We start from the raw sequence: 21,991 nt of genomic DNA on the forward strand, positions 1-21,991 counted from the left end.
GCGACCGGGTCGTCAAATCCCGCCCTAAACGGTACACCGTTCGCTATCTAAGAAAAGACCTTAACTGAACGGCATTAGCCCGCGCGGGCCGCTTTCGTTTCCGGCGGCGGGTCAGTGCGGCTCGTGACCCGCCATGAACGCGCGCATGAAGACGAGCGCGCCCCAGCCCCAGATCGCATTGGCGATGAAGTTCGGCGCGAGACGCGGCAGCATGTTGCCGCTCGGCCAGATGCCGCGGGCCGGATCGATGACGAATACGCCGACGGCCGTCAGCACGATGCCGCCGAACACGAGTGCGCCGATCCAGGGCGCGCTGCGCTCGGGCGCGACGCGCAGCAGCCACGCCATCAGCACGCCGAAGATCGAACTCCACAGCGCATTCGCGATGAATTCCGGGATGCCGAGCGGAACAAACGGTGCGGTGGAAAAGCCGGCCGGATCGACGAGACCCGCTGCGTGCAACAGCGCCAGGGTCGATTCGCGAAAAAAGAGTGCGGCGAGAAAACCGGAAACGAACGGCAGAATGACTTTTTGCATTGGCTAGACCGCTTGGAGCATGAGCACGCGGTAGGCTCCGATTATCGTGACGAGCGCCATTATAGTGGCGTCGCGCGTGCTTCCAGCGCGGGTTCGGGGCCGTTGCGGGTTATTTCGCGATCGCGTCGCTCGCGGGGCTGTGATGCAGCATGCGATCGCTGTTCTGCGGCGGATTCGGGCGCTTCACCGGCATGTTGTCGGGATTGTCGGGGCGGGTGGCGCTCGCGGACGGCGCGCCGGGTGCGCCCGGCGGCTTGACCATTGAGGCACTCTCGTCGGGGCGCGCGGTCTGGGCTTGGGTCGCGAAGGTCGTGGCGAGGAGAAGGGCGGCTGTTGCGAGGTGATGTCGGGACATGATGAGTCTCCGCCAAGGGGAGACTTTCGATGTGCACGGCGCGTGCCCGAGGGCCGTCCGAATCAGAAGCCGCAAAGCAAAAAGCCCAGTCATTCGACTGGGCTTTTTGCATGAATTCTCGGTGGGGTGGCTGATGGGACTCGAACCCACGACGACAGGAATCACAATCCTGGACTCTACCAACTGAGCTACAGCCACCACTGTTACCGCGATCTCGACTGCTTCAAAACCGCTGCAGCAATCAAGAAGCGAGATTATACGAACAATGATTGCGCTTGCCTAGTCCCTTTTAGCATCTTTTTCCGACGGCCACGCATCATGCATCGAGCGCTTCCACCGCCTCGCGTAGGTGAGCCCGCGCTTCATCGAAAATCGTCAGATCGCCCTTCGCGAGACGGCGATTGTCGGACAGTACGCGACGCCATCCGCGCGCGCCGGCCACGCCGCGATACAGCCCGAGCGCATGCCGCGTCACCGCGCCGAGATACGTGCCGCGCGTCAGTTCGCCGCGTGCATAGTCGATGAGTCCCGCCTCGATTTCTTCGCGCGACGGAACCGGCGTATTCGCACCGTAAAAGCGCGTGTCGACGCCGGCGAGCACGTACGGATTGTGATAAGCCTCGCGCCCGAGCATCACGCCGTCGACGTGCTTGAGATGCTCCTCGACTTCATCGAGCGTCTTGATGCCGCCGTTGATCGAAATCTCAAGTTGCGGAAAGTCGCGCTTCAACCGATACGCATATTCGTACTTGAGCGGCGGAATCTCGCGATTCTCCTTCGGGCTCAAGCCTTTGAGGATCGCGTTGCGCGCGTGCACGATGAACACTTCGCAGCCGGCATCGGCGATCGTGCCGACGAAATCGCGCACGAACTCATATTCCTCGACGGTGTCGACGCCGATGCGATGCTTGACCGTTACCGGAATCGACACCGCGTCGCGCATCGCTTTCACGCAATCCGCGACGAGCTGCGGCTCCTTCATCAGACAAGCGCCGAACGCGCCGCGCTGCACGCGCTCGGAAGGGCAGCCGCAATTCAGGTTGATCTCGTCGTAGCCCCATTGCTCGCCGAGCTTCGCGCTTTTCGCGAGATCGGCCGGCTCGCTGCCGCCGAGCTGCAGCGCAACGGGCGCTTCGGCGGGTGTGAACGCGAGATGCCGCGCGACATCGCCGTAGAGCAGCGCGCCCGTCGTCACCATCTCCGTGTAGAGCCACGTATGACGCGATACCAGCCGATGCAGGGACCGGCAATGGCGGTCGGTCCAATCCATCATAGGAGCGACGGAGACGCGGCGGGGACTGATCTTCGATACGGCTGACATGGGCGACGGCGGCCGCACCTTCATGCGAACCGCTTGAATTTCAAGGGGAATCCGCGATTTTACCGCAGCGCGGCAGTTTGTTCGCGCCGGCTGAGCGTTTCGCCCGCGCAAACGTCAGCCGCCTTCGTCCAACAATGCTAGGATTTCGAGATCACCCCAACGACGGCATCGGAGGCAGACATGGCTACTTTGGCGATCGACGGTGTGCGCTGGGTCAACGACCGCGTGACCAGCGTGCGCTGGGGCAGTTTCGATCCGGCCACGAACGACTGGGCCGCGCCCACCACCATCGTGGATGTCCAGCAGGTCGTGGACGCCATCAAGAGCGGCAAGGAAGTCCGCACGCTCTTCAAGCTCGGCGGCCGCGCCTTCCTCGGCCCGAAAGTCAGCGCGCTGCCTTACACGAACGGACACATCGGCATCGAAGCGCGCGTGCAGGACGGTCAGATCGAGAAATCGCTCGAAGACTTGCCCGCCGTCTGACGATGCCGTTGATGCAGTCGAGCGCTCGCGGAGAAGCCCGTTGAACCGGCAACAGGCGCTCCGGTTCGAAACCGAATTCATGCCGCGCATCGTGGAACGTGTGACGCGCGTCGTCGATCACGGCGTGCGCGTCGACATCCTCGGCTACGAAAGCCCGGCCGTGCCGACGCGTCTGCATGTCAGCGCCGAACGTGCACCGCGACAGGGCGATGAACATCGGCGCGTTTATCCGTATCCGCTGAACGTATTTCTGACCTGGGACGACGACGAGATCGAACGGCTGATGGGCGCGGGCGGCGAGGCTCGATTCCTGCGTTATCTCGACGCCATCGGCGCGAAGCTCGACGCGTGGCAGGGCGCGCGCGAGGTCGATCTCGCGACGCGCTCGCAGGCGGAACCGTCGGTGCTCTTCGGCGGTCTCGATTTCGAAGCCTGAAGGCGGCCGGCTGCCGCCCGTTAGCGCCCGTTCAGCCGACGCATCGCATCGCCGGTCGATACGCGTCTCGCGCGGCCGGCAGGGCGCATCAACTTGAACGAGGAGGTCGGTATGGCATCGTCGAATGAACGCGATCTGCGCGCATTCGTGCAGACCGCGGAGCAGGCGGGCGGTTTCGTCTGGGTCATCACGCTCGTCGATTTCGCGGCGCGCGAGGTCAAGCGCGCGCTGGTTTCCGAAGAGAATTTCTCCACCGCCGACGCCGCCCGCGACGCCGGCAACGATCGCCTGAAAGGCATGTCGAACGACCGCTGACGAAGCGTTCAGGCGCGCGGCCCGCTCACTTCGTCGCGATCACCATCGACTCCGCGCCGACGAGCGGTTCGACGCGCGCCGTCGCGAATCCCGCTTGCCGCATCCACGCGCAGCATTGCGCGCCGGTGTAGTCGAAGCCGCCGGGCGTTTCGATCAGCATGTTGAGGCTCATCAGAAGCCCGAAGGCATTCTGACGGCGCTCATCGTCGATGATCGCGTCGTACACGATCAACGCGCCGCCCGCCGGCAACGCCGCATGACACTTCGCGAGCAGTTCGAGCTTCTGCGGCAGATCCCAGTCGTGCAGGATGTGCCCCATCACGAGCACATCCGCCGACGGGCACGGCTCCTTGAAGAAATCGCCGGGATAAAAGCGCAGCCGGTCCTGGAGTCCGTGCGCGGCGACGTACGCGTCGAAGACCGGACCCACCACCGGCAGATCGAAGCCGCCGCCCGTCAGATGCGGATGCGCAAGCGCCACCTGCACCGGCAACGCGCCCTGCGCCGCGCCGATATCGATGAACGTGCGGTACTCGCTCCACGGGAACTGTCGCGCGATCGCGTGCGCCGCGCCCATGCTGACGCCGCTCATCGCCTGGAGAAAGCCGCGCAGACGTGCCGGGTCGCTATAGAGCGTCTCGAAGACGTTGCCACCGTGCTTCGATTCGTTCTGCGGCAGGCCGGTGCGCAGCGCCTCCGTGAGCGAACCCCAGAACGGATAGAGGCGCGCGTTCGCCATTTCCAGCAATCCGCCGACATATGAAGGCTTGTTGCGATCCAGGAAGAAATCGGCGTCGTCGGCGTTCGCGTAGAAGCCGCCCTCGCGCGAGAGCAGGTTGAGCGCGACGAGCGTATCGAGGAAATCCAGCGCGCCCCGCGGATGCAGTGCCAGCGCCTGCACGAGATCGTCGGCCGTTCGCGGGCCGGTCGCCAGTTGCGTGAACACACCGAGTTCGACCGCCGAAAGCAGCGTCTTCGACGCCCAGAACGCCATCCCCATTTGCAGCAGCCGCTCGGGATTGGGCTGTGCGCCGCGTTGGGCGTCTTGCATGATGCGCCTCCTGTCGGGAAGGAACTGCGTAACTCTAGGAGGCGATCGCGTTCGCTTCAAGGCGCATCTGTGGGGCGCCTCACTCAGACAAAAACTCGTTCGACGATATCGAACGAGTGCGCCGGCCGCGTCGTACGGAAAAGGGCGCACGTCCGACCATAATGCCTTCACACCCTGCAACGTTCACAAGGAGAACGTCATGAAACGCTTCGAAGGCAAGACAGTTCTGATCACTGGCGGCAACAGCGGCATCGGTCTCGCGGCAGCGCAGGCATTTGCTGCGGAAGGCGCGCGCGTCGTCATCACCGGCCGCGATGAAAGCGCGCTCGCGACGGCACGCGAGTCGCTCGGCGCGAACGCCATCGCGATCCGCAACGTGGCGGGCACGGTAAGCGCTGCGCGCGAACTGGCGCAAGCATTGACCGATGCGAACATCCGGCTCGATGCGATCTTCGCGAACGCGGGCGTCGCCACCTTCGGGCCGTTCACGGGCATCGACGAAAAAGCGTGGGACGAAACCTTCGCGATCAACGTGAAAGGACCGTACTTCCAGATCCAGTCGCTCGTGCCCTTGCTGAACGAAGGCGCGTCGATCGTGCTGAACGGTTCGATCAACGCGCATATCGGCATGCCGATGTCATCGGTCTATGCGTCGAGCAAGGCGGCGCTCGTGTCGCTCGCAAAGACGCTGTCGGCGGAATTGCTGCCGCGCGGCGCGCGCGTGAACGTCGTGAGTCCCGGTCCGGTCTCGACGCCGCTCCACGACAAGCTCGGCCTCATCGATGAAGCCGCCGCGCAGCTTCAAAGCCAGATTCCGCTCGGCCGCTTCGGCAAGTCGAGCGAAGTGGCGGCGACGGTGCTGCATTTGGCGTCGCCGGAATCGGGTTTCATCGTCGGCACGGAGATCATCATCGACGGCGGCATGAGCCAGCTTTGAGCCGATGGCCGAGTTGCACCCTCAACGCATCTGGGGCTGCAACTCGCCCCAGTTGACGAGAATCTGCTGGATGCTGCGCGCATAGGCGTCGCGATGTTTGGGCGATTCGGAGTGATACGCGCCGATCGCGCGCCATGTGTTGCCGTGCTTCACCATCTTCTGCTTGAGCAGCCAGGCGGCGACGAACACGTTGACGCACGGATCGGCGAGCGCGCGATGCGGAATGCCCTGACGCGCGAGATCGGGAAAATGGATCGAATTGATCTGCAGTTGGCCGATATCGATCGAGCCGTTGGCGTTGCGGTTGAGCGCGGCGGCGTCGCCTTTCGATTCGCGCCAGGCGACCGCGCGCAGCACAAGCGGATTGACGCCCTGATAGGCGCCGGCCTGTTCGAAGCAATCGTCGGCGTGAGCGGCGCGCGGCGCGAGCGGCGCGGCGAGCAGCGCGCAGGCGGCCAGCGCCGCGCAAAACGGACGGAACATGGAACGTGGCTCCTTCGATTACGGCGCGAGCGCGATGTCGATGCGGCGCTCGACGTCTTTCATATACGTGCGCGACTCGTCCGACACCACGAGACGCGGCTCAGGTCCGTTGCATTTGCAATCGGCGACGCGGCGCGTTTTCTTCGCTTTCTTGCTCGCGGATTTGGCAGGCGCATCGTCTTCTTCGCCGCTGGAAGGCGGAAGCATTGCGAGCGTCGGCAGCGGCGGATAGACCTTCTGCGCGGCAGGTCCGAGCGCCGCGATCGTTTGCACGGACGCGGGCGCGCTCACGTCGAGCGGACCGGCGGCGGCGTGCATCGAAAACAGCGCAGTCGCGAGGATGAGAAATGGGCGCATCGCGTCAGCCTCCCTGCGTCGGCTTGATGGACACGCTGTACGGCTGGCGCGCGCCGGCGGTCAGGTTTTCGAGACTGAGCTTGACTGCATGTCGCGCGGGAATGCCTTTCCAGATCGCCTGATTGAGATAGGGAAAGTCCTGCGCGAGCGCGGTGACGAGAATGGTCGTCGGCTGCTTTTGGGCGGCTGCGAGCGCGCCCGCTTTGGCGAGGATCGCCGTGAGTTGCGGGTCGCGGGCGCCGAGCGCGTCAGCGGGAATCTCGAAGCGGATGATCTCGGCGGAAGCCGCCGGTTTTTCGATCTGAGCCGTATTGGCGGCCGGCATCGGCGCGCAGCCGGTCACGACGAGCGCGACGGCGATGGCAAAAAGTGACGCTGCCCACTTCACTGGCATCTCCTGATTGGGTCATGGCGATATGCGAGTTGTCGGCGCGCACGGGCGCGACTTGATAGCCGCGCGCAAACGTTTCGCCAAATAGGAAGACTTGACTCAGAATTTGCCGATTCGGGGAATCAGATCGCGCGGACGTCGGTAATAGATGCCGCGACCTTGCCGCGGTGACGCTTCGATCAGATGCGCCACCACGCGCCGATGCTCGGCTCGGCATCGAGGGCGCGGAGAAAATCTTCGGCGAAGGCGTCGGCGGTGAGTTGCCGCTCGGGCGTGCCGTCGGGGAAATCGTGCGGATTCTTCAGGCCGCGCGCGTGGCGGAGGACGGCAACCGTTTCGGTCAGGGCGGAGAGGGCGTCGAGCGTGTGCGAGTTCATACCGCGGATTACGGCAGGCGCGGCGAAGGCTTGAGCCTTTCCGTCATAAAACCTTCACGCCTTCGGCTTGCGATGCCCGGAAACGAGCGCGCCGGCGTCCTTCGCGAGCCCGAACAGATCGACGACGCCGACGAGCCCCACGAACCCGACGATCAGAAACGCGACGCTGAAATCCTCCGGTCCGATGGAATGGGCATCGTGGCCGTGGATCCATTCGCCGATGCGCAGCGCGATTGCGCCGGCCGCCACGCCGATGCCCATCGTCATCTGGAAGAGCGTGCTCGATAGCGCCGACGCGCCGCTCATCTGCGCTTTCGGCACGTCGGCGAAGGAAAGCGTGTTGAGCGCCGTGAACTGCAGCGAACGCGACAAGCCGCTCGCGAACAGCACGGCGACGATCACGAACGTGGGCGTCGAGGGCGTCAGCAGGCTCATCGCGGCAAGCGAGAGCGCGGCGAGCACGCCGTTTACGATCAGCACCGGCCGGAAGCCGAACCGACGCATCACGGGCGTCGTGACGAGCTTCATCGACAGATTGCCCGCGAACACCGCGAGCGTGAGCAGGCCCGAATCGAACGCGTTCATGCCGAAGCCGACCTGGAACATCAGCGGCAGCAGGAACGGCGCGGCGCTGATCGCGATCCGAAAGAGCGAGCCGCCGCCCATCGCCACGGCGAAGGTCTTCACCTTCAGCGCCGACAGATCCACGACCGGATGCGCCGCGCGCCGCAGATGCCGCCACGACGCGATGCCCGCGACGACGCCTACCGCCACCAGCGCGCCGACGAAGCGCCAGTCCACGTCGCTGCGTCCGATCAGTTCCATCGCGTAGAGCAGCGTCGTGCACGCGATGCCGCACAGCGCGAAGCCCGGCAAGTCGAAGCGCCGCGTCGCATCCTCGCGTTCGTTGCCGATGTAGCGCAGCGTCAGCAGCAAGCCGATCAGCCCGAGGGGCACGTTGAGATAGAAGATCCAGCGCCACGAAGAATACGTCGTGATGAAGCCGCCGAGCGGCGGGCCGATCACCGGCGCGACGAGACCCGGCCACGTGATGATCGCGATGGCGCGCATCAGGCCCTCCTTGGGCGTCGCGCGCAAGACGGCCAGGCGCCCGACGGGCACCATCATCGCGCCGCCGATGCCCTGCAACACGCGCGCGGCGGCGAACGCGGGCAAGGTCGAGGTCGTCGCGCACAGCACGGACGCGGCCGTGAACACCGCGATCGCGCTCGCGAACACGGTGCGCAGGCCGAAGCGGTCGGCGGCCCAGCCGGAAATCGGGATGAACACGGCGAGCGTCAGCAGATACGCCGTGATGCCGAGGCTCATGTCGGCGGGATGCACGTTGAACGAGCGCGCCATCTGCGGCAAGGCGGTGGCGATGATCGTGCCGTCGAGGTTCTCCATGAAGAAGGTCGCCGCGACGAGCATGACGATGAGCGACGAGCCTTTTGTCTCGCGATCGCGTGCTAACGGCATCGGTTGCGTGCTCCTGCCTGACGGGTTGGAAGCTTGCCATTCTAGCCGCGAGAGCAGAGCTTTCGCGCCTATGGTAGGTTTTGCGATTGCCGGAAAATCAGCCAGGCAGCCTGTCCGACAAAGCGCCTACGGTCTCCCCACAGCGCGCAAACAACTCGTCAACAAGAGGAATGAGCAATGAAGTTTCGGAAACTCGGCGATTCGGGTATCGACGTCAGCCTGATCGGGCTCGGCACCATGACCTGGGGCGAGCAGAACACCGAAAGCGAAGCGCACGAGCAGATCGATTACGCGCTCGCCCAAGGCGTGAATCTCATCGACGCCGCCGAGATGTATCCGGTGCCGCCGCGCCCCGAGACGCAGGGCCGCACGGAGGAATACATCGGTACGTGGCTCGCGAAGCATCCGGCGAAGCGCGCCGATATCGTCCTCGCGACGAAAATCGCCGGGCCCGCGCGCCAGCCGCACAATCCGCGGCATATCCGCGGCGCGGGCAACCAGTTCGATCGCAAGAATCTGAACGAAGCCATCGACGGCAGCCTGAAGCGCCTGCAAACGGATTACGTCGATCTGTATCAGCTGCATTGGCCCGATCGCAGCACGATGACGTTCGGCCGATCCAGCTATCCCTATATCGACGATGAATACACGGTGCCGATCGAGGAAACGCTCGCGGCGCTCGCCGATCTCGTGAAGGCGGGCAAGATCCGTCACGTGGGCGTGTCGAACGAAACGCCGTGGGGTGTCGCGCAATTCCTGCGCGCGGCCGAAAAGGCGGGGCTGCCGAAAATCGTCAGCATTCAGAATCCGTACAGCCTCGTGAATCGCACTTACGAGCTCGGACTGTCGGAGTTCACGCACAAGGAAGGCGTCGGGCTGCTCGCGTATTCGCCGCTCGCGTTCGGCTGGCTGTCGGGCAAGTACGAGGGCGGGGCGCGTCCGGCGGGCGCACGAATCACGCTGTTCGAGCGTTTCCAGCGCTACAGCAAGCCGCAGGCGATCGCCGCGATCACGTCGTACGTCGAACTGGCGAAACGCCACGGACTCACGCCGACGCAACTCGCGCTCGCGTTCGTCAACACGCGCCCGTTCACGACGAGCACGCTGATCGGCGCGACGTCGATGCCGCAGTTGAAGGAGAACATCGGTAGCGTGAACATCGAACTGTCGGACGAAATCCTGGCCGGAATCGAAGCGCTGCACGAGCGTCAGCCGAATCCGGCGCCCTGATTTTCTTCGCCGGCTCAAGCATTTGGCGAAGAATTGCATGCCTTTGCCGCGAATGTGTCAGCATTGACGTTCGCGTGCCCGTCGTTTATCGCTCTGTAATACCGGCCTGACTTTTGGCCCGTACTCTGCCGTAACGCCGCCCGAATCCCGCACCCGAGGATTCGCGGCGCGCTCCCGTGTCATTCGCGGTGCGGTGCTTTTCGTAAGGCACTGCACTTGCTCGATGGTCCTGGTTGCCCGCTGCGGCGCCCCTCGCCACAGCGCGCTCTTCGCAAAGGAGTCGTCGCTCATGTCTCAAGCAACACCTCAGGCCAAAGATCTCGATCGCCTCACGATCGACACCATCCGCACGCTCTCGATGGACGCCGTGCAGAAGGCCAATTCCGGCCACCCCGGCACGCCGATGGCGCTCGCGCCGGTCGCATTCCATCTGTGGCAGAACCATCTTCGTTACGATCCCGACGCGCCGCTATGGCCGAATCGCGACCGCTTCGTGCTGTCGGTCGGGCATGCGTCGATGCTGCTGTACTCGCTGTTGCATCTGGCCGGCGTGAAGGAGTTCGACGGCGACGGCAAGCCGACCGGCAAGCCCGCCGTGTCGATCGACGATATCAAGCAGTTCCGCCAGCTCGACAGCAAGACGCCGGGCCATCCGGAATACCGCATGACGACCGGCGTCGAGACGACGACCGGACCGCTCGGCCAGGGCCTCGGCAACAGCGTGGGCATGGCGATGGCCGCGCGCTGGAAGGAGAGCCGCTTCAACAAGGGCGACGACAAGCTCTTCGATTACCGCGTCTACGCACTGTGCGGCGACGGCGACATGATGGAAGGCGTGTCGCACGAAGCGGCGTCGCTCGCGGGGCATCTGCGGCTGTCGAATCTCATCTGGATCTACGACAGCAACACCATCACCATCGAAGGCCATACGGAGCTCGCCTACAGCGACGACGTGGAAGCGCGCTTTCACGGCTACAACTGGCACACGCTGCACGTCGACGACGCCAACGACGCGGACGCGCTCGAAGCCGCCATCAACAAGGCGAAGTCGCACACCGACAAGCCGACGCTGATCGTCGTGAAAAGCATCATCGGCTGGGGCGCGCCGAACAAGCAGAACACCGCGAGCGCGCACGGCGAGGCGCTCGGGGAGGAAGAGGTCAAGCTCGCGAAGAAGTTCTACGGCTGGCCGGAGGACAAGCAGTTCTACGTGCCCGACGGCGTCATGCAGCACTTCGCCGACGGCATGGGCGCGCGCGGCAAGAAGCTGCACGCCGAGTGGAAGCAGCGCTTCGACGCCTACGAGAAGGCCAATCCGGAACTCGCGAAAGAAGCGTGGCAGATGCTCGAAGGCAAGCTTCCCGACAACTGGGACGCGGACATCCCGACCTTCGAGGCGGACGCCAAGGGCCTCGCGACGCGCGATTCGTCCGGCAAGGTGCTGAATGCGATTGCGCCGCGCGTGCCTTGGCTGATCGGCGGCGCGGCAGACCTGTCACCATCGACGAAGACGAATCTGAAGTTCGAAGGCGCGGGCAGCTTCGAGCACGACAGCTACGGCGGACGCAATCTGCACTTCGGCATTCGCGAGCACGGCATGGGCGCGGTCTGCAACGGCCTCGCGCTGTCGGGCTTGCGTCCCTACGGATCGACGTTCCTGATTTTCAGCGACTACATGAAGCCGCCGATCCGCCTGTCCGCGATCATGGAAGTGCCGGTGATCTACGTGTTCACGCACGATTCGATCGGCGTCGGCGAAGACGGTCCGACGCATCAGCCGATCGAGCAGCTCGCCTCGCTGCGCGGCGTGCCGGGCCTGTGCACGCTGCGTCCCGCCGACGCGAACGAAGTCGCAGAAGCGTGGCGCGTCGCGCTGACGCATCCGAAGGAGCCGTCGTGCATCGTGCTGACGCGCCAGCCGCTGCCGACGTTCGACCGCAAGAAATACGCGTCCGCCGAAGGCGTGAAGCGCGGCGCCTACGTGCTCGCCGATACCGAAGGCGGCAAGAAGCCCGAGGTGCTGCTGCTCGCGACGGGCAGCGAAGTGTCGCTTTGCGTCGAGGCGTACGAGAAGCTGACAAGCGAAGGCGTCGCGGCGCGCGTCGTGTCGATGCCGTCTTGGGACATCTTCGAGAAGCAGGATCTCGCGTACAAGGAATCGGTGCTGCCGCCGGACGTGCATGCGCGCGTGTGCGTCGAGCAGGCCGCGACGCTCGGCTGGGACCGCTACGTCGGCCGCCTCGGGTCGCAGATCGTCATGCACACGTTCGGCGCATCCGCGCCATTGAAGGCGCTGAAGACGAAGTTCGGCTTCACGCCCGAAGCGGTCTACGACGCCGCGAAGAAGCAGATCGAACGCGTGAAATCCAACGGGAAGGAGTGACCATCATGCAGATCGGCATCGTGGGACTGGGGCGCATGGGCGGCAACATCGGGCGGCGGCTCATGCGCGGCGGACATACGTGCGTCGTGTACGACCACAATCCGGAGGCCACCGAAGCGCTCGCGAGCGAAGGCGCGACGGGCGCGAAGGATCTCGGCGATCTCGTCGCGAAACTGACCGCGCCGCGCGTCGTCTGGCTGATGCTGCCGGCGGGGAAAATCACCGAAGACACGCTCAACGATCTGCACAAGATCCTCGGCGCGGACGACGTGATCATCGACGGCGGCAACAGCTTCTACAAGGACGATATCCGCCGCGCCGCGCAGTTGCGCGAGCAGGGCATCCATTACGTCGATGTCGGCACGTCGGGCGGCGTGTGGGGCCTGACGCGCGGCTACTGCATGATGATCGGCGGCGACGAGCCGGTCGTGCGCCGCATCGATCCGATTCTCGCGACGCTCGCGCCGGGACGCGGCGACATTCCCGCGACGCCGGGCCGCGAAGGGCGGGATGCACGCGTCGAGAACGGCTACATGCACTGCGGGCCGGTCGGGTCGGGGCATTTCGTCAAGATGGTGCACAACGGCATCGAATACGGACTGATGCAGGCCTATGCCGAAGGCTTTCACGTGCTCGAGCGCAAGGACTCGACGGAACTGCCGGAGAACGAGCGTTACTCGCTCGATCTCGCCGATATCGCGGAAGTGTGGCGTCGCGGCAGCGTGGTGTCGTCGTGGCTGCTCGATTTGACCGCGGGCGCGCTCGCGGGCGACGGCTCGCTCGATCGCTATTCCACCGAAGTCGCGGACAGCGGCGAAGGACGATGGACGATCGAAGCGGCAATCGAGGAAGCGGTGCCGGCGCAAGTGCTGTCGGCGGCGCTGTACACGCGGTTCCGTTCGCGCGATGCCGAATCGTTCCCGGAACGCATGTTGTCCGCGATGCGCTTCGGCTTCGGCGGGCATCACGAGTTTCCGGTGAAGTAGCGCGCTTTCCTTTTCGGCGATGTCAAAACGGCGATCGGCTTTCGAAGTCCATCGCCGTTTTTCATTTCATCATGCGCCGCCTGAAAAGCCACGCGCACAGGAAGAACGGCACGACCGCATACGCGCAGAGCACGAGCGCATGCAGCGCGAAGCCGTCGAACGGGCGGCCGAGCATCGCCGGACGGATCAGCTCCACAGCGTGATACAGCGGCAAGACCTGCGTGACGTGTTGCGCGATCGCGGGCAGTTGCGCGATGGGAAAGAAGACGCCGGAGAGCAGGAGCATCGGCGTGAGCGCGAGCGTCTGATAGAACATGAAGAAGTCGTAGCTCGGCGCGAGCGCGGTGACGACCATCGCCGTGCTGGCGAACGCGAGTCCTGTCAGCACGATGACCGGCAACGCGATCAGCATCGACGGAAAGCTCGCATAGCCGAGCGCGCCCGCGACGATCATGATCGCCACGCCCGACAGCACCGACTTGCTCGCGGCCCAGACGATCTCGCCAAGCACGATATCGCCGAGCGTGAGCGGCGTGTGCATGATCGCTTCCCAGGTGCGCTGAACGTGCATGCGCGAGAAGCCCGAGTACATCGATTCGAAGCTCGCGGACATCATCACGCTCGACGCCGCCGTGCCCGCCGCGAGGAACGCGATATACGACACGCCGTCGACGTGCCCGACCATCAGGCCCAGACCGAGGCCGAGGCCGAAGAGGTAGATCATCGGATCGGCGAGATTGCCGATCATCGAGGCGATCGCGAGTTTCTTCCAGACGAGATAGTTGCGCCGCCACACGGACATCCAGTGCGTGGCGTTCGCGGGCAACGCGCTGGAAAGCGGCGTGAGGTTTTGTGCGCGCTTCGGCTCGCGCTGTTTGTCGATGCGGGATCGTTCGAGCGTATCCATTGGCTCAGTCCACCATCTCACGTCCGGTGAGACGCAGGAAAACATCTTCGAGATTCGCCGGACGATGCAGATAGCGCACGTCCGCGCGGCCCTTCACGCGCGCATGCACGGGCTGCGGATCGTCGACGTAGCAAAAGAGCGTCTCGCCGCTCACTTCCATGCGCGCGACGAGCGGCGCAAGCTCGGCGGCGAGCGCTTGCGGATCGGGTCCGTAGATTTCGATCACGTCCGAGCCGATCACCGATTCGATCAGCTCGCGCGGCCGTCCTTCGGCGATCTTGCGGCCCTCCTCGATCACGCACAGGCGATCGCAGAGACGCTCGGCTTCTTCCATGAAATGCGTCGTCAGCAGAATGGTCTTGCCGCGCGCAAGCAGCGAGCGCAGACGCTCCCAGATCAGATGCCGCGCTTGCGGATCGAGCCCGGTGGTCGGTTCGTCCATCACGAGCACATCGGGATCGTTGACGAGCGCGCGCGCGAGCGTGAGACGCCGCTTCATGCCGCCCGACAACTCGCCGACGCGCGCATCGGCCTTGCTCTCCAGCCGCGCGAACTCCAGGAGCGACGGCACGAGCGCATCCATGCGCGCGCCCGTCAGGCCGAAGTAGCGGCCGAACACCGTCAGATTTTCGCGGACAGTGAAATCGGGATCGAGATTGTCGAACTGCGGTACGACGCCCACGCGCTCGCGGGCGAATCGGGCGCGCGCGGGCACCGGCTCGCCGACGAGACGGATCGCGCCGCTATCGGGCGAAGTGATGCCGAGCAGCATCTTGAGCGTCGTCGTCTTGCCCGCGCCGTTCGGTCCGAGCAGTCCGAAGCATTCGCCGGGCCGCACATCGAACGACAGGCCGTCGACGACCGTGCGCTCGCCGTAGTGCTTCCTTACTTCGCTGAATTCGATGGCGGGTGCGCGGTTTCCATCGGCGTCGCGTGTAGCGCTTTGTTGCAAAGATTGATCAGTCATGCATCTGTGCGCAGGGAAAGCCGGATGAGGGAAATCCAGCGGGCTAGTGTAATCCATTGCACCAAGGCGGCGCTTGGCGTGCAACCGCATGCTGCGCGGGCGTGTCAAACCCGTGCGGGGCGCGTCGAACCGGTTCCGGCCGAAAGTGCCAGAGGCTTGTCCGTCGACGTTTTTGTGGTTCTGGCACGGTGCGAGCTAGCGTGTTCGCGCCGGTAAGCGTTTTCCAGCGTTGTCTCCCATGGGACGACGCACGATGATGAATCAACGCCGCGGGCAAGCCGCGCTCAACGGCACGTTGGCCAGGGAGGTCAAGATGGAGAGCTACCGAAAAATCCTGCTGTGCTACGACGGCTCCAGAGAAGGCCGCAAGGCACTGCGTCAGGGCGCCAATCTCGCGCTCGACCTGAATGCGGAGACGCATGTGCTCGCGGTGGTGGATATGCGCTCGAGCATCGCGCAGAGCGCCGGACTGCTAACCGACATGGCCTGCGGACGCTTCGAAGAGGCCGCGCGCGACATCCTGCAAGAGGGCGTCGAATGGCTGCGCGAGCGTGGCCTTCAGGCACAGGGACATTTCGCGTTCGGCCATCCGATCGACGAAATCGCGGCGCTCGCCGACAGCCTTCAGGTCGATCTCGTCGTCGTCGGGCATCGCTGCCGCAGCGGCCTCGCGCGCTGGTGGATGGGCGCGGGCAACACGCCGCTGCTGGATCGCGTGAAGTGCAGCATCCTGGTTGCCGTCTGTCAGGCCGGTGAATCGGCCGAAGCGGAAGACGAAGCGGCGTACGCGGCGAAGCCCGTCAAGGCCGAAGCCGGGGCGTGATGCGGTGCGAAGCGTGAGCCGCGACGCTTGACGCGTCAACCGTTGAGATCGACCGCGACGAGCTTCCACGACACGAGCCCGTTGCGGTGGAAGATCGCGGAGTATCGCGCATCGCCGGCGCCGTGTTGATACGTGACGACGAACGTGTTCAGGCTTCGATAACCCGCCGTCGTCTGCGGTGGCTCTTTCGGCGGCTGCCGTGCGGTCGTGACGCCGGACGCGGGCCCATTCCCCCCATTCGCTGGTGCGCCGTCGCCAGCTTGCGGCGGACGCTCGCCCGGATCGCCGCGCGGCGGGATGCCGTTCAGAATCGCCGCGACGCCGTCCGGTGTGGCATACGAATCCACCAGCGGACCGACGAGCGCCGCGCCGATCATCGCACCGATGATCGCGAGCGGATTCCCGCTCTTTTGAATATCCACGCGACGCGTGAGCAGCGCCGCGATCTGGTCCTTGAGGCTCGCGCGCAGCGCCGGAAAATCGACGTATTCGTTGACGGTTTGCGCATCGCGGGCATCGGCCGCGCGCTTCACGCGATCGAGTGCGATGTAAGGCGATGCGTAAACGAAACCGAGCGCCGCGACGATAACCAGGACGACGAGCGTAACGACAATAGAACGGGTAGTGCGGGACATGCTTGGGCCAAGCCTCTTGCAAAACGTGAATTACGGATTGACCGCGCGGGCGCCGGTTAAATCCCGTGAATTCACGTCGTGCGTGCGATGGCGTTCCATTCAGGCGAGGATTCCGCCGGCCAGCCCGGCATTTTCCTCGGCGATGCAGCGGTCGATCATGCGCGAAACCTCGTCGATCTTGCCCACCAGAATCACGCGCGATTGCCCGCGATACACGCGCACTGGCGCGCGCTGCTCGGCCTCGGCGTGCACCGTGCTGTTGAGGGAAACGCGAGCGAAGGCCGGCTGACGGGACGGCAACGCGGGCATTTCGTTGAAGAGATCGGGCGTGGCTTCGGCGCGCGGCATGCCGCAGGCGATCAGCGTGCGCAGATGGCGCAGGCGGCCGAATTGACGGAAGGGCAGCAGACGGGCAAAACGTTCCATGATGACTCTCCAGACGATAGGACGCACCGCGGCGCACCGCGCGCGGTGGCCGTCATGCTTGTTGTGTTGTGAGACGCCTGAATCAGGTGTCGAAAGCGGTTGGTGAGGCTATCTTGCGATGTCAATGAGACATTTCGTGTCTCGGTGCGAAAGTAATGTGCTTCGACTTTCGTGCCTTGCCCGTTCGCGGGCCAACATCAGAATTCGCCGGAGCGGATCAGCCCGACGGCAATGCCTTCAAGCGCGAAATCGCCGCTGCCGGCGCGCACGAAGATGTTTTCATACTCGGGGTTTTCGGCGATGAGTTCGACGCCGTCCGCGCGCCGTTTCCAGCGCTTGACCGTGACGTCGTCGCCAAGACGCGCGACGACGATCTGTCCGTCTTTCGCTTCGTTGCGCTTTTGCACGGCGAGAAGATCGCCGTCGAGAATGCCTGCGTCGCGCATCGAGAGGCCGCGCACCTTCAACAGATAGTCCGGCTTGCTGGAGAAGAGCGCGGGGTCGCACGCATAGTGCTGCGAGATGTGCTCTTGCGCGAGGATAGGACTCCCCGCCGCGACCCGGCCGACGAGCGGCAGAGACAATTGCATGATGCTCTGATGCGGCAGCGTGAACTGATGCGGCAGCTCCTCGGACCGATCGATGCGAGATGCATCGCCGAGCAGCCGGATGCCGCGCGACGAACCCGCCGCCAGCTCGATGACGCCCTTGCGGGCCAGCGCCCTGAGGTGCTCCTCGGCGGAATTGGCCGAACTGAAGCCGAGCTCCGCCGCGATCTCGGCGCGCGTGGGCGGAAAGCCCGTGCGGTCGATCGCGCGCTGGATGAGTTCGAACACCTGCTGCTGCCGCGCGGTAAGTTTTGATGTTTTGGTCACTGGCTCGAGCCCCTGATGCACTGTATGAATGGACAGGTGACTGTATTTTTATACAGTATTTGGCGCTTTTCAAGCTTTACTTTAAGTTCGCGGCCACGAAGCCTCCGCACCGTCGGATCGCGCCCGCCGGCGCTTCTTCCATCCAGGAATATCGTTCTTAGCAGTTTTACGTATAAAAAAGTGAATAACGATTATTTTCAATCATATAGAGGCCTCGTTAGACTGATTCCGTCAATTCGATAAGACGGAGAACGGGGAATGCAAAGCATCAACACGGGATTGCGACGGCTTCTTGCTGCGGCGACGCTCGGCGCGGCGGGTTTGATCATGACGGCGCCGGCGCAGGCGGATACGTCGTTTCTGAACGTTTCCTACGACCCGACTCGCGAGCTGTATCAGGACTTCAATCAGGCTTTCGCGAAAAAGTGGAAGGCGGAGACGGGCGAGACCGTAACCTTCAAGCAGTCGCATGGCGGGTCGGGCGGCCAGGCGCGCGCGGTCATCGACGGACTGCAGGCGGACGTCGTTACGCTCGCACTCGCTTATGACATCGACGCGCTCGCGGGCAAGGGACTCGTCGGCGCGGACTGGCAGAAGCGCCTGCCGGACAACGCATCGCCGTACACGTCGACGATCGTGTTTCTCGTGCGCAAGGGCAATCCGAAGCACATCAAGGACTGGGACGATCTGACGAAGCCGGGCGTGTCGATCGTCACGCCGAATCCGAAGACATCGGGCGGCGCGCGCTGGAACTACCTCGCGGCGTGGGCGTACGCGCAGCACAAGCCGGGCGGCAACGAGCAGACCGCCAAGGAGTTCGTGACGAAGCTCTACAAGAACGCCGGCGTGCTGGATTCCGGCGCGCGCGGCGCGACGACGAGCTTCGTGCAGCGCGGTCAGGGCGACGTGCTCATCGCGTGGGAAAACGAGGCGTTCCTGTCCCTGAAGGAATTCGGTCCGGACAAGTTCGAGATCGTGGTGCCGTCCGTGAGCATTCTGGCGGAGCCGCCGGTCGCGGTGGTCGACAAGGTCGTCGACAAACACGGCACGCGCAAGCTCGCCGAAGCGTATCTCAAGTATCTGTATAGCGACGAAGGGCAGCAGATCGCCGCGCGCAATTTCTATCGGCCGCGTTCGGACAAGGTGCCCGCCGATCTGACGAAGCAGTTTCCGAAGCTGAAGCTCTATACCATCGACGACACCTTCGGCGGCTGGACCAAGGCGCAGAAGACGCATTTCGCGGATGGCGGCGTGTTCGATTCGATCTATCAGCCGCAATAAGCGTCAACCGGCGACGCGGCGCGTTCAAGACGCCGCGCGCCCGAAGCAGCAACGCGCGCCCACCCCGCGCGCAAAAAGGATGATTCAAGGATGACGACTCTCACATTCAGGAAACCGAGCGCGCTACCCGGTTTCGGCCTGACACTCGGCATCACGGTGGCTTATCTGAGCCTCGTGGTGCTGATTCCGCTTGCCGCCACCTTCGCTAAGACGGCGACGCTCGACTGGGCGCAGTTCGTGCGCGCGGTGACGTCGCCGCGCGTGCTCGCATCGTATCGGCTGACGTTCGGTGCGGCGCTCGGCGGCGCGCTCATCAACGCGGTGTTCGGTTTTCTCGTCGCGTGGGTGCTCGTGCGCTACACGTTCCCGTTCAAGCGCATCGTCGATGCGATGGTCGATCTGCCGTTCGCGCTGCCGACGTCGGTCGCCGGCATTTCGCTCGCCGCGGTCTACGCGGGCAATGGCTGGATCGGGCAATATCTCGCGCCGCTCGGCATCAAGGTCGCGTTCACGCCGCTCGGCGTGCTCGTCGCGCTGACGTTCATCGGCCTGCCGTTCGTCGTGCGTACCGTGCAGCCCGTGCTCGAAGACTTCGAGCGCGAGCAGGAAGAAGCCGCCGCGTGCCTCGGCGCGACGCGCTGGCTCACGTTCCGGCGCGTCGTGCTGCCGTCGCTCTTTCCGGCGCTGCTGACGGGCTTCGCACTCGCGTTCGCGCGCGCGTTGGGCGAATACGGCTCGGTGATTTTCATCGCGGGCAACGTGCCGATGAAGTCGGAGATCACGTCGCTGCTCATCATCACGAAGCTCGAACAGTACGACTATGCCGGCGCGACCGCGCTCGCCGTCGTGATGCTGTGCGTGTCCTTCCTGATGCTTCTGTTGATCAACACGCTGCAATGGTGGCTGCAGCGCCGCACGAGCAAGACGGGCGCGGCGCCGGTCAACGTCTCCCTGGCAGCGGGAGAAACGGCATGAGCGAGGTGCTTCCATTGCAGACGACGACACAGCGCGACGCGCACGGCCTCAATCCCGTCACCGAGCCGCGCGCCGTGCGATGGCTCCTGACCGGTATCGCACTCGCGTTTCTCGCGTTCTTTCTCGTCGTGCCGCTCGTCGCGGTGTTCGTGCAGGCGTTCGCCAAGGGCATCGACTATTACTTCGAGTCGCTGAAGGATCCCGACGCGTGGTCCGCGATCAAGCTCACGCTGATCACCGCCGCGATCGCCGTGCCGCTGAATGTCGTCTTCGGACTGGCGGCGTCGTGGGCGATCGCGAAGTTCGAGTTTCGCGGCAAGGCGCTCCTGACGACGCTCATCGACTTGCCGTTCTCGGTGTCGCCGGTCATCTCGGGTCTCGTCTATGTGCTGATGTTCGGCGCGCAAGGATGGTTCGGCCCGTGGCTCGCCGCGCACGACGTGCAGATCATCTTCGCGGTGCCGGGCATCGTGCTCGCGACGATCTTCGTCACGTTTCCGTTCGTCGCGCGCGAACTCATTCCGCTGATGCAGGCGCAAGGCAACGACGAAGAGGAAGCGGCGCACGTGCTCGGCGCATCGGGATGGCAGATCTTCCGGCGCGTGACGCTGCCCAACGTGAAGTGGGGCCTGCTCTACGGCGTGATTCTCTGCAACGCGCGCGCGATGGGCGAGTTCGGCGCGGTGTCGGTGGTGTCCGGGCACATCCGCGGGCAGACGGACACGATGCCGCTGCACGTCGAAATTCTCTACAACGAATACAACTTCTCGGCTGCGTTCGCGGTGGCGTCGCTGCTGGCGCTGCTCGCGCTCGTGACGCTCGCGCTGAAACTCCTCGCGGAGCGCCGCATGACGCAAGCATTGACCGCCGCAAAAGCCACCGCACAGAATTGAGAGGCCGATAAACATCATGAGCATCATCGTTCGCAATCTGCAAAAACGCTTCGGCGATTTCACCGCGCTCGACAACGTGTCGCTCGACTTTCCGGCGGGCGAACTGGTCGCGCTGCTCGGGCCTTCGGGCTGTGGCAAGACCACGCTCTTGCGCGTGATCGCGGGCCTCGAATTCGCCGATGCGGGACAGGTCGTGCTGCACGGCGAAGACGTCGCGGCGGTCGGCGCGCGCGAGCGTCAGGTCGGCTTCGTGTTCCAGCATTACGCGCTGTTCCGGCACATGACCGTGTTCGAGAACGTCGCGTTCGGCTTGCGCGTGAAGCCGCGCCGCGAGCGTCCGAGCGAAGCGAAAATTCGCGAGAAAGTGCATGAGCTGCTGAAGCTCGTGCAACTCGACTGGCTCGCGGAGCGTTTTCCGTCGGAACTGTCAGGCGGACAGCGGCAGCGTATTGCGCTGGCGCGGGCGCTTGCCGTCGAGCCGAAAGTGCTGCTGCTCGACGAGCCGTTCGGCGCGCTCGACGCCAAAGTGCGCAAGGAACTGCGCAGCTGGCTGCGCCGGCTGCACGACGATCTGCATATCTCGACGCTCTTCGTCACGCACGACCAGGAAGAGGCGCTCGAAGTGGCGGATCGCATCGTCGTGATGAATCATGGCCGCGTGGAGCAGGTGGGCAGTCCGCAAGACGTGTACGATCATCCGCAGACGTCCTTCGTCTACGAGTTTCTCGGCGCCGCGAACCGGCTGCAGGGCGAAGTGAACGCGAACGGCTTCATCGCCGATGGCGCCGCGAGCCCGATCGCGGCTCAGGCGCATTTCAGCGGGCGGGCGCTCGCGTACGTGCGTCCGCATGATCTCGCGCTGTATCCCGCCGACGGCACGCATCGCGACGGCATCGTGGTGGGCGTGCGGCGCGTCGTGACGCTGGGCGGCTCGGTGCGCGTCGAGCTCGAAGGCAACACGGGCGGCGTGATCGAGGCAGAACTGGATCGCGAGGCGTGGCGCGCGCTCAGGCTCGATATCGGCGATGACGTGACCGCCGTTCCACGCGCGTTGCGAGTGTTTCCCGCGCAGTGACATCATAAAAATC

Annotated in this window: 26 protein-coding genes and 1 tRNA gene; 12 read left to right on the forward strand and 15 right to left on the reverse strand. The window is 64.4% G+C overall.

Annotation, left to right across the window (positions count from 1 at the left end):
* Nucleotides 1-111: 111 nt before the first annotated feature.
* From NCS02_RS06795 to dusA, 4 genes are all read right to left on the reverse strand, one after another.
* Entirely contained in the window at nt 112-537 is a 426-nt protein-coding gene (locus NCS02_RS06795) for a hypothetical protein (RefSeq protein WP_008349938.1), read from the reverse strand.
* Nucleotides 538-646: 109 nt separating this feature from the next.
* A complete protein-coding gene (locus tag NCS02_RS06800) occupies nt 647-892 on the reverse strand; it encodes a hypothetical protein (RefSeq protein ID WP_033535750.1) in 246 nt (81 codons plus the stop codon).
* 122 nt (nt 893-1,014) lie between these two features.
* Nucleotides 1,015-1,090: transfer RNA gene (locus tag NCS02_RS06805), tRNA-His, on the reverse strand.
* 118 nt (nt 1,091-1,208) lie between these two features.
* Complete coding sequence (dusA, locus tag NCS02_RS06810; protein WP_244808042.1) at nt 1,209-2,213, reverse strand: tRNA dihydrouridine(20/20a) synthase DusA; 1,005 nt, start codon at nt 2,211-2,213, stop codon at nt 1,209-1,211.
* Nucleotides 2,214-2,393: 180 nt separating this feature from the next.
* Between dusA and NCS02_RS06815 the strand changes: the two genes are divergently transcribed.
* The 3 genes from NCS02_RS06815 to NCS02_RS06825 all read left to right on the forward strand — a co-directional run bounded on the left by NCS02_RS06815 (nt 2,394) and on the right by NCS02_RS06825 (nt 3,447).
* Entirely contained in the window at nt 2,394-2,696 is a 303-nt protein-coding gene (locus NCS02_RS06815; protein WP_008349936.1) for a hypothetical protein, read from the forward strand.
* Between the two features lie 40 nt (nt 2,697-2,736).
* Nucleotides 2,737-3,132, forward strand: a complete 396-nt coding sequence (locus tag NCS02_RS06820) for a DUF5594 family protein (RefSeq protein ID WP_008349935.1) — start codon at nt 2,737-2,739, stop codon at nt 3,130-3,132.
* 111 nt (nt 3,133-3,243) lie between these two features.
* Nucleotides 3,244-3,447: a hypothetical protein gene (locus NCS02_RS06825; protein WP_250519439.1), complete on the forward strand. Its 204-nt coding sequence runs from the start codon at nt 3,244-3,246 to the stop codon at nt 3,445-3,447.
* A 25-nt stretch (nt 3,448-3,472) separates the two neighbouring features.
* On the opposite strand, the gene NCS02_RS06830 is transcribed toward NCS02_RS06825, so the two are convergent.
* A complete protein-coding gene (locus tag NCS02_RS06830) occupies nt 3,473-4,498 on the reverse strand; it encodes a methyltransferase (protein ID WP_008349933.1) in 1,026 nt (341 codons plus the stop codon).
* 199 nt (nt 4,499-4,697) lie between these two features.
* Between NCS02_RS06830 and NCS02_RS06835 the strand changes: the two genes are divergently transcribed.
* Complete coding sequence (locus NCS02_RS06835) at nt 4,698-5,435, forward strand: SDR family oxidoreductase (RefSeq protein ID WP_244808043.1); 738 nt, start codon at nt 4,698-4,700, stop codon at nt 5,433-5,435.
* 21 nt (nt 5,436-5,456) lie between these two features.
* Here NCS02_RS06835 and NCS02_RS06840 read toward each other — a convergent pair whose 3' ends face one another.
* The 5 genes from NCS02_RS06840 to NCS02_RS06860 form a co-directional block, all read right to left on the reverse strand.
* Entirely contained in the window at nt 5,457-5,918 is a 462-nt protein-coding gene (locus NCS02_RS06840) for a lytic transglycosylase domain-containing protein (protein WP_244808044.1), read from the reverse strand.
* Between the two features lie 18 nt (nt 5,919-5,936).
* On the reverse strand, nt 5,937-6,275 hold the full coding sequence (locus NCS02_RS06845; protein WP_244808045.1) for a hypothetical protein: 339 nt from the start codon (nt 6,273-6,275) through the stop codon (nt 5,937-5,939).
* 4 nt (nt 6,276-6,279) lie between these two features.
* A complete protein-coding gene (locus NCS02_RS06850) occupies nt 6,280-6,669 on the reverse strand; it encodes a hypothetical protein (protein WP_244808046.1) in 390 nt (129 codons plus the stop codon).
* 176 nt (nt 6,670-6,845) lie between these two features.
* Nucleotides 6,846-7,043 (reverse strand): hypothetical protein, encoded by a 198-nt coding sequence (locus NCS02_RS06855; protein ID WP_008349923.1) that lies wholly within the window; start codon nt 7,041-7,043, stop codon nt 6,846-6,848.
* A gap of 54 nt (nt 7,044-7,097) precedes the next feature.
* Nucleotides 7,098-8,522, reverse strand: coding sequence for an MFS transporter (locus NCS02_RS06860; protein ID WP_008349921.1), 1,425 nt, complete (start codon nt 8,520-8,522; stop codon nt 7,098-7,100).
* Between the two features lie 177 nt (nt 8,523-8,699).
* Between NCS02_RS06860 and NCS02_RS06865 the strand changes: the two genes are divergently transcribed.
* The 3 genes from NCS02_RS06865 to gnd all read left to right on the forward strand — a co-directional run bounded on the left by NCS02_RS06865 (nt 8,700) and on the right by gnd (nt 13,121).
* The gene (locus NCS02_RS06865) at nt 8,700-9,752 is read left to right on the forward strand and encodes an NADP(H)-dependent aldo-keto reductase (protein WP_250519440.1); all 1,053 of its coding nucleotides are present in this window, start codon (nt 8,700-8,702) and stop codon (nt 9,750-9,752) included.
* Nucleotides 9,753-10,041: 289 nt separating this feature from the next.
* Entirely contained in the window at nt 10,042-12,135 is a 2,094-nt protein-coding gene (tkt, locus tag NCS02_RS06870) for a transketolase (RefSeq protein WP_008349918.1), read from the forward strand.
* 5 nt (nt 12,136-12,140) lie between these two features.
* On the forward strand, nt 12,141-13,121 hold the full coding sequence (gene gnd, locus NCS02_RS06875; protein ID WP_244808049.1) for a phosphogluconate dehydrogenase (NAD(+)-dependent, decarboxylating): 981 nt from the start codon (nt 12,141-12,143) through the stop codon (nt 13,119-13,121).
* Nucleotides 13,122-13,182: 61 nt separating this feature from the next.
* On the opposite strand, the gene NCS02_RS06880 is transcribed toward gnd, so the two are convergent.
* The gene (locus NCS02_RS06880; protein WP_175980093.1) at nt 13,183-14,028 is read right to left on the reverse strand and encodes an ABC transporter permease; all 846 of its coding nucleotides are present in this window, start codon (nt 14,026-14,028) and stop codon (nt 13,183-13,185) included.
* 4 nt (nt 14,029-14,032) lie between these two features.
* Nucleotides 14,033-14,995 carry a nodulation factor ABC transporter ATP-binding protein NodI gene (gene nodI, locus NCS02_RS06885; RefSeq protein ID WP_008349912.1) on the reverse strand — a complete coding sequence of 321 codons (963 nt, stop codon included), beginning with the start codon at nt 14,993-14,995 and terminating at the stop codon, nt 14,033-14,035.
* A 313-nt stretch (nt 14,996-15,308) separates the two neighbouring features.
* Here nodI and NCS02_RS06890 point away from each other — a divergent pair, with 313 nt between their 5' ends.
* A complete protein-coding gene (locus NCS02_RS06890; RefSeq protein WP_033535751.1) occupies nt 15,309-15,818 on the forward strand; it encodes a universal stress protein in 510 nt (169 codons plus the stop codon).
* Between the two features lie 35 nt (nt 15,819-15,853).
* Here NCS02_RS06890 and NCS02_RS06895 read toward each other — a convergent pair whose 3' ends face one another.
* The 3 genes from NCS02_RS06895 to lexA form a co-directional block, all read right to left on the reverse strand.
* Entirely contained in the window at nt 15,854-16,453 is a 600-nt protein-coding gene (locus NCS02_RS06895) for a DUF2939 domain-containing protein (RefSeq protein WP_250519441.1), read from the reverse strand.
* Nucleotides 16,454-16,552: 99 nt separating this feature from the next.
* Complete coding sequence (locus NCS02_RS06900; protein ID WP_008349906.1) at nt 16,553-16,879, reverse strand: hypothetical protein; 327 nt, start codon at nt 16,877-16,879, stop codon at nt 16,553-16,555.
* Between the two features lie 197 nt (nt 16,880-17,076).
* Nucleotides 17,077-17,754: a transcriptional repressor LexA gene (gene lexA, locus NCS02_RS06905; RefSeq protein ID WP_008349903.1), complete on the reverse strand. Its 678-nt coding sequence runs from the start codon at nt 17,752-17,754 to the stop codon at nt 17,077-17,079.
* 258 nt (nt 17,755-18,012) lie between these two features.
* Here lexA and NCS02_RS06910 point away from each other — a divergent pair, with 258 nt between their 5' ends.
* The 4 genes from NCS02_RS06910 (at nt 18,013) to NCS02_RS06925 (ending at nt 21,978) form a co-directional block, all read left to right on the forward strand.
* Entirely contained in the window at nt 18,013-19,035 is a 1,023-nt protein-coding gene (locus NCS02_RS06910) for a sulfate ABC transporter substrate-binding protein (protein ID WP_280519315.1), read from the forward strand.
* Between the two features lie 90 nt (nt 19,036-19,125).
* On the forward strand, nt 19,126-20,010 hold the full coding sequence (gene cysT / locus NCS02_RS06915; protein WP_008349900.1) for a sulfate ABC transporter permease subunit CysT: 885 nt from the start codon (nt 19,126-19,128) through the stop codon (nt 20,008-20,010).
* Complete coding sequence (cysW, locus tag NCS02_RS06920) at nt 20,007-20,903, forward strand: sulfate ABC transporter permease subunit CysW (RefSeq protein WP_175980096.1); 897 nt, start codon at nt 20,007-20,009, stop codon at nt 20,901-20,903. The genes cysT and cysW overlap by 4 nt, the downstream gene beginning before the upstream one ends.
* Before the next feature lie 16 nt (nt 20,904-20,919).
* On the forward strand, nt 20,920-21,978 hold the full coding sequence (locus NCS02_RS06925; RefSeq protein WP_250522957.1) for a sulfate/molybdate ABC transporter ATP-binding protein: 1,059 nt from the start codon (nt 20,920-20,922) through the stop codon (nt 21,976-21,978).
* Nucleotides 21,979-21,991: the final 13 nt, after the last annotated feature.

The sequence above is a fragment of the Caballeronia sp. NCF2 genome, from assembly GCF_023631205.1.
GTDB classification, from domain to species: Bacteria; Pseudomonadota; Gammaproteobacteria; order Burkholderiales; family Burkholderiaceae; genus Caballeronia; species Caballeronia zhejiangensis.

Coding starts and splice junctions, on each gene's coding strand:
- NCS02_RS06795 (WP_008349938.1), bottom strand. CDS start 537: ATGCAAAAAGTCATTCTGCCGTTCGTTTCCGGTTTTCTCGCCGCACTC.
- NCS02_RS06800 (WP_033535750.1), bottom strand. CDS start 892: ATGTCCCGACATCACCTCGCAACAGCCGCCCTTCTCCTCGCCACGACC.
- dusA (WP_244808042.1), bottom strand. CDS start 2,213: ATGTCAGCCGTATCGAAGATCAGTCCCCGCCGCGTCTCCGTCGCTCCT.
- NCS02_RS06815 (WP_008349936.1), top strand. CDS start 2,394: ATGGCTACTTTGGCGATCGACGGTGTGCGCTGGGTCAACGACCGCGTG.
- NCS02_RS06825 (WP_250519439.1), top strand. CDS start 3,244: ATGGCATCGTCGAATGAACGCGATCTGCGCGCATTCGTGCAGACCGCG.
- NCS02_RS06830 (WP_008349933.1), bottom strand. CDS start 4,498: ATGCAAGACGCCCAACGCGGCGCACAGCCCAATCCCGAGCGGCTGCTG.
- NCS02_RS06835 (WP_244808043.1), top strand. CDS start 4,698: ATGAAACGCTTCGAAGGCAAGACAGTTCTGATCACTGGCGGCAACAGC.
- NCS02_RS06840 (WP_244808044.1), bottom strand. CDS start 5,918: ATGTTCCGTCCGTTTTGCGCGGCGCTGGCCGCCTGCGCGCTGCTCGCC.
- NCS02_RS06845 (WP_244808045.1), bottom strand. CDS start 6,275: ATGCGCCCATTTCTCATCCTCGCGACTGCGCTGTTTTCGATGCACGCC.
- NCS02_RS06850 (WP_244808046.1), bottom strand. CDS start 6,669: ATGCCAGTGAAGTGGGCAGCGTCACTTTTTGCCATCGCCGTCGCGCTC.
- NCS02_RS06855 (WP_008349923.1), bottom strand. CDS start 7,043: ATGAACTCGCACACGCTCGACGCCCTCTCCGCCCTGACCGAAACGGTT.
- NCS02_RS06860 (WP_008349921.1), bottom strand. CDS start 8,522: ATGCCGTTAGCACGCGATCGCGAGACAAAAGGCTCGTCGCTCATCGTC.
- NCS02_RS06865 (WP_250519440.1), top strand. CDS start 8,700: ATGAAGTTTCGGAAACTCGGCGATTCGGGTATCGACGTCAGCCTGATC.
- tkt (WP_008349918.1), top strand. CDS start 10,042: ATGTCTCAAGCAACACCTCAGGCCAAAGATCTCGATCGCCTCACGATC.
- gnd (WP_244808049.1), top strand. CDS start 12,141: ATGCAGATCGGCATCGTGGGACTGGGGCGCATGGGCGGCAACATCGGG.
- NCS02_RS06880 (WP_175980093.1), bottom strand. CDS start 14,028: ATGGATACGCTCGAACGATCCCGCATCGACAAACAGCGCGAGCCGAAG.
- nodI (WP_008349912.1), bottom strand. CDS start 14,995: ATGACTGATCAATCTTTGCAACAAAGCGCTACACGCGACGCCGATGGA.
- NCS02_RS06890 (WP_033535751.1), top strand. CDS start 15,309: ATGGAGAGCTACCGAAAAATCCTGCTGTGCTACGACGGCTCCAGAGAA.
- NCS02_RS06895 (WP_250519441.1), bottom strand. CDS start 16,453: ATGTCCCGCACTACCCGTTCTATTGTCGTTACGCTCGTCGTCCTGGTT.
- NCS02_RS06900 (WP_008349906.1), bottom strand. CDS start 16,879: ATGGAACGTTTTGCCCGTCTGCTGCCCTTCCGTCAATTCGGCCGCCTG.
- NCS02_RS06910 (WP_280519315.1), top strand. CDS start 18,013: ATGCAAAGCATCAACACGGGATTGCGACGGCTTCTTGCTGCGGCGACG.
- cysT (WP_008349900.1), top strand. CDS start 19,126: ATGACGACTCTCACATTCAGGAAACCGAGCGCGCTACCCGGTTTCGGC.
- cysW (WP_175980096.1), top strand. CDS start 20,007: ATGAGCGAGGTGCTTCCATTGCAGACGACGACACAGCGCGACGCGCAC.
- NCS02_RS06925 (WP_250522957.1), top strand. CDS start 20,920: ATGAGCATCATCGTTCGCAATCTGCAAAAACGCTTCGGCGATTTCACC.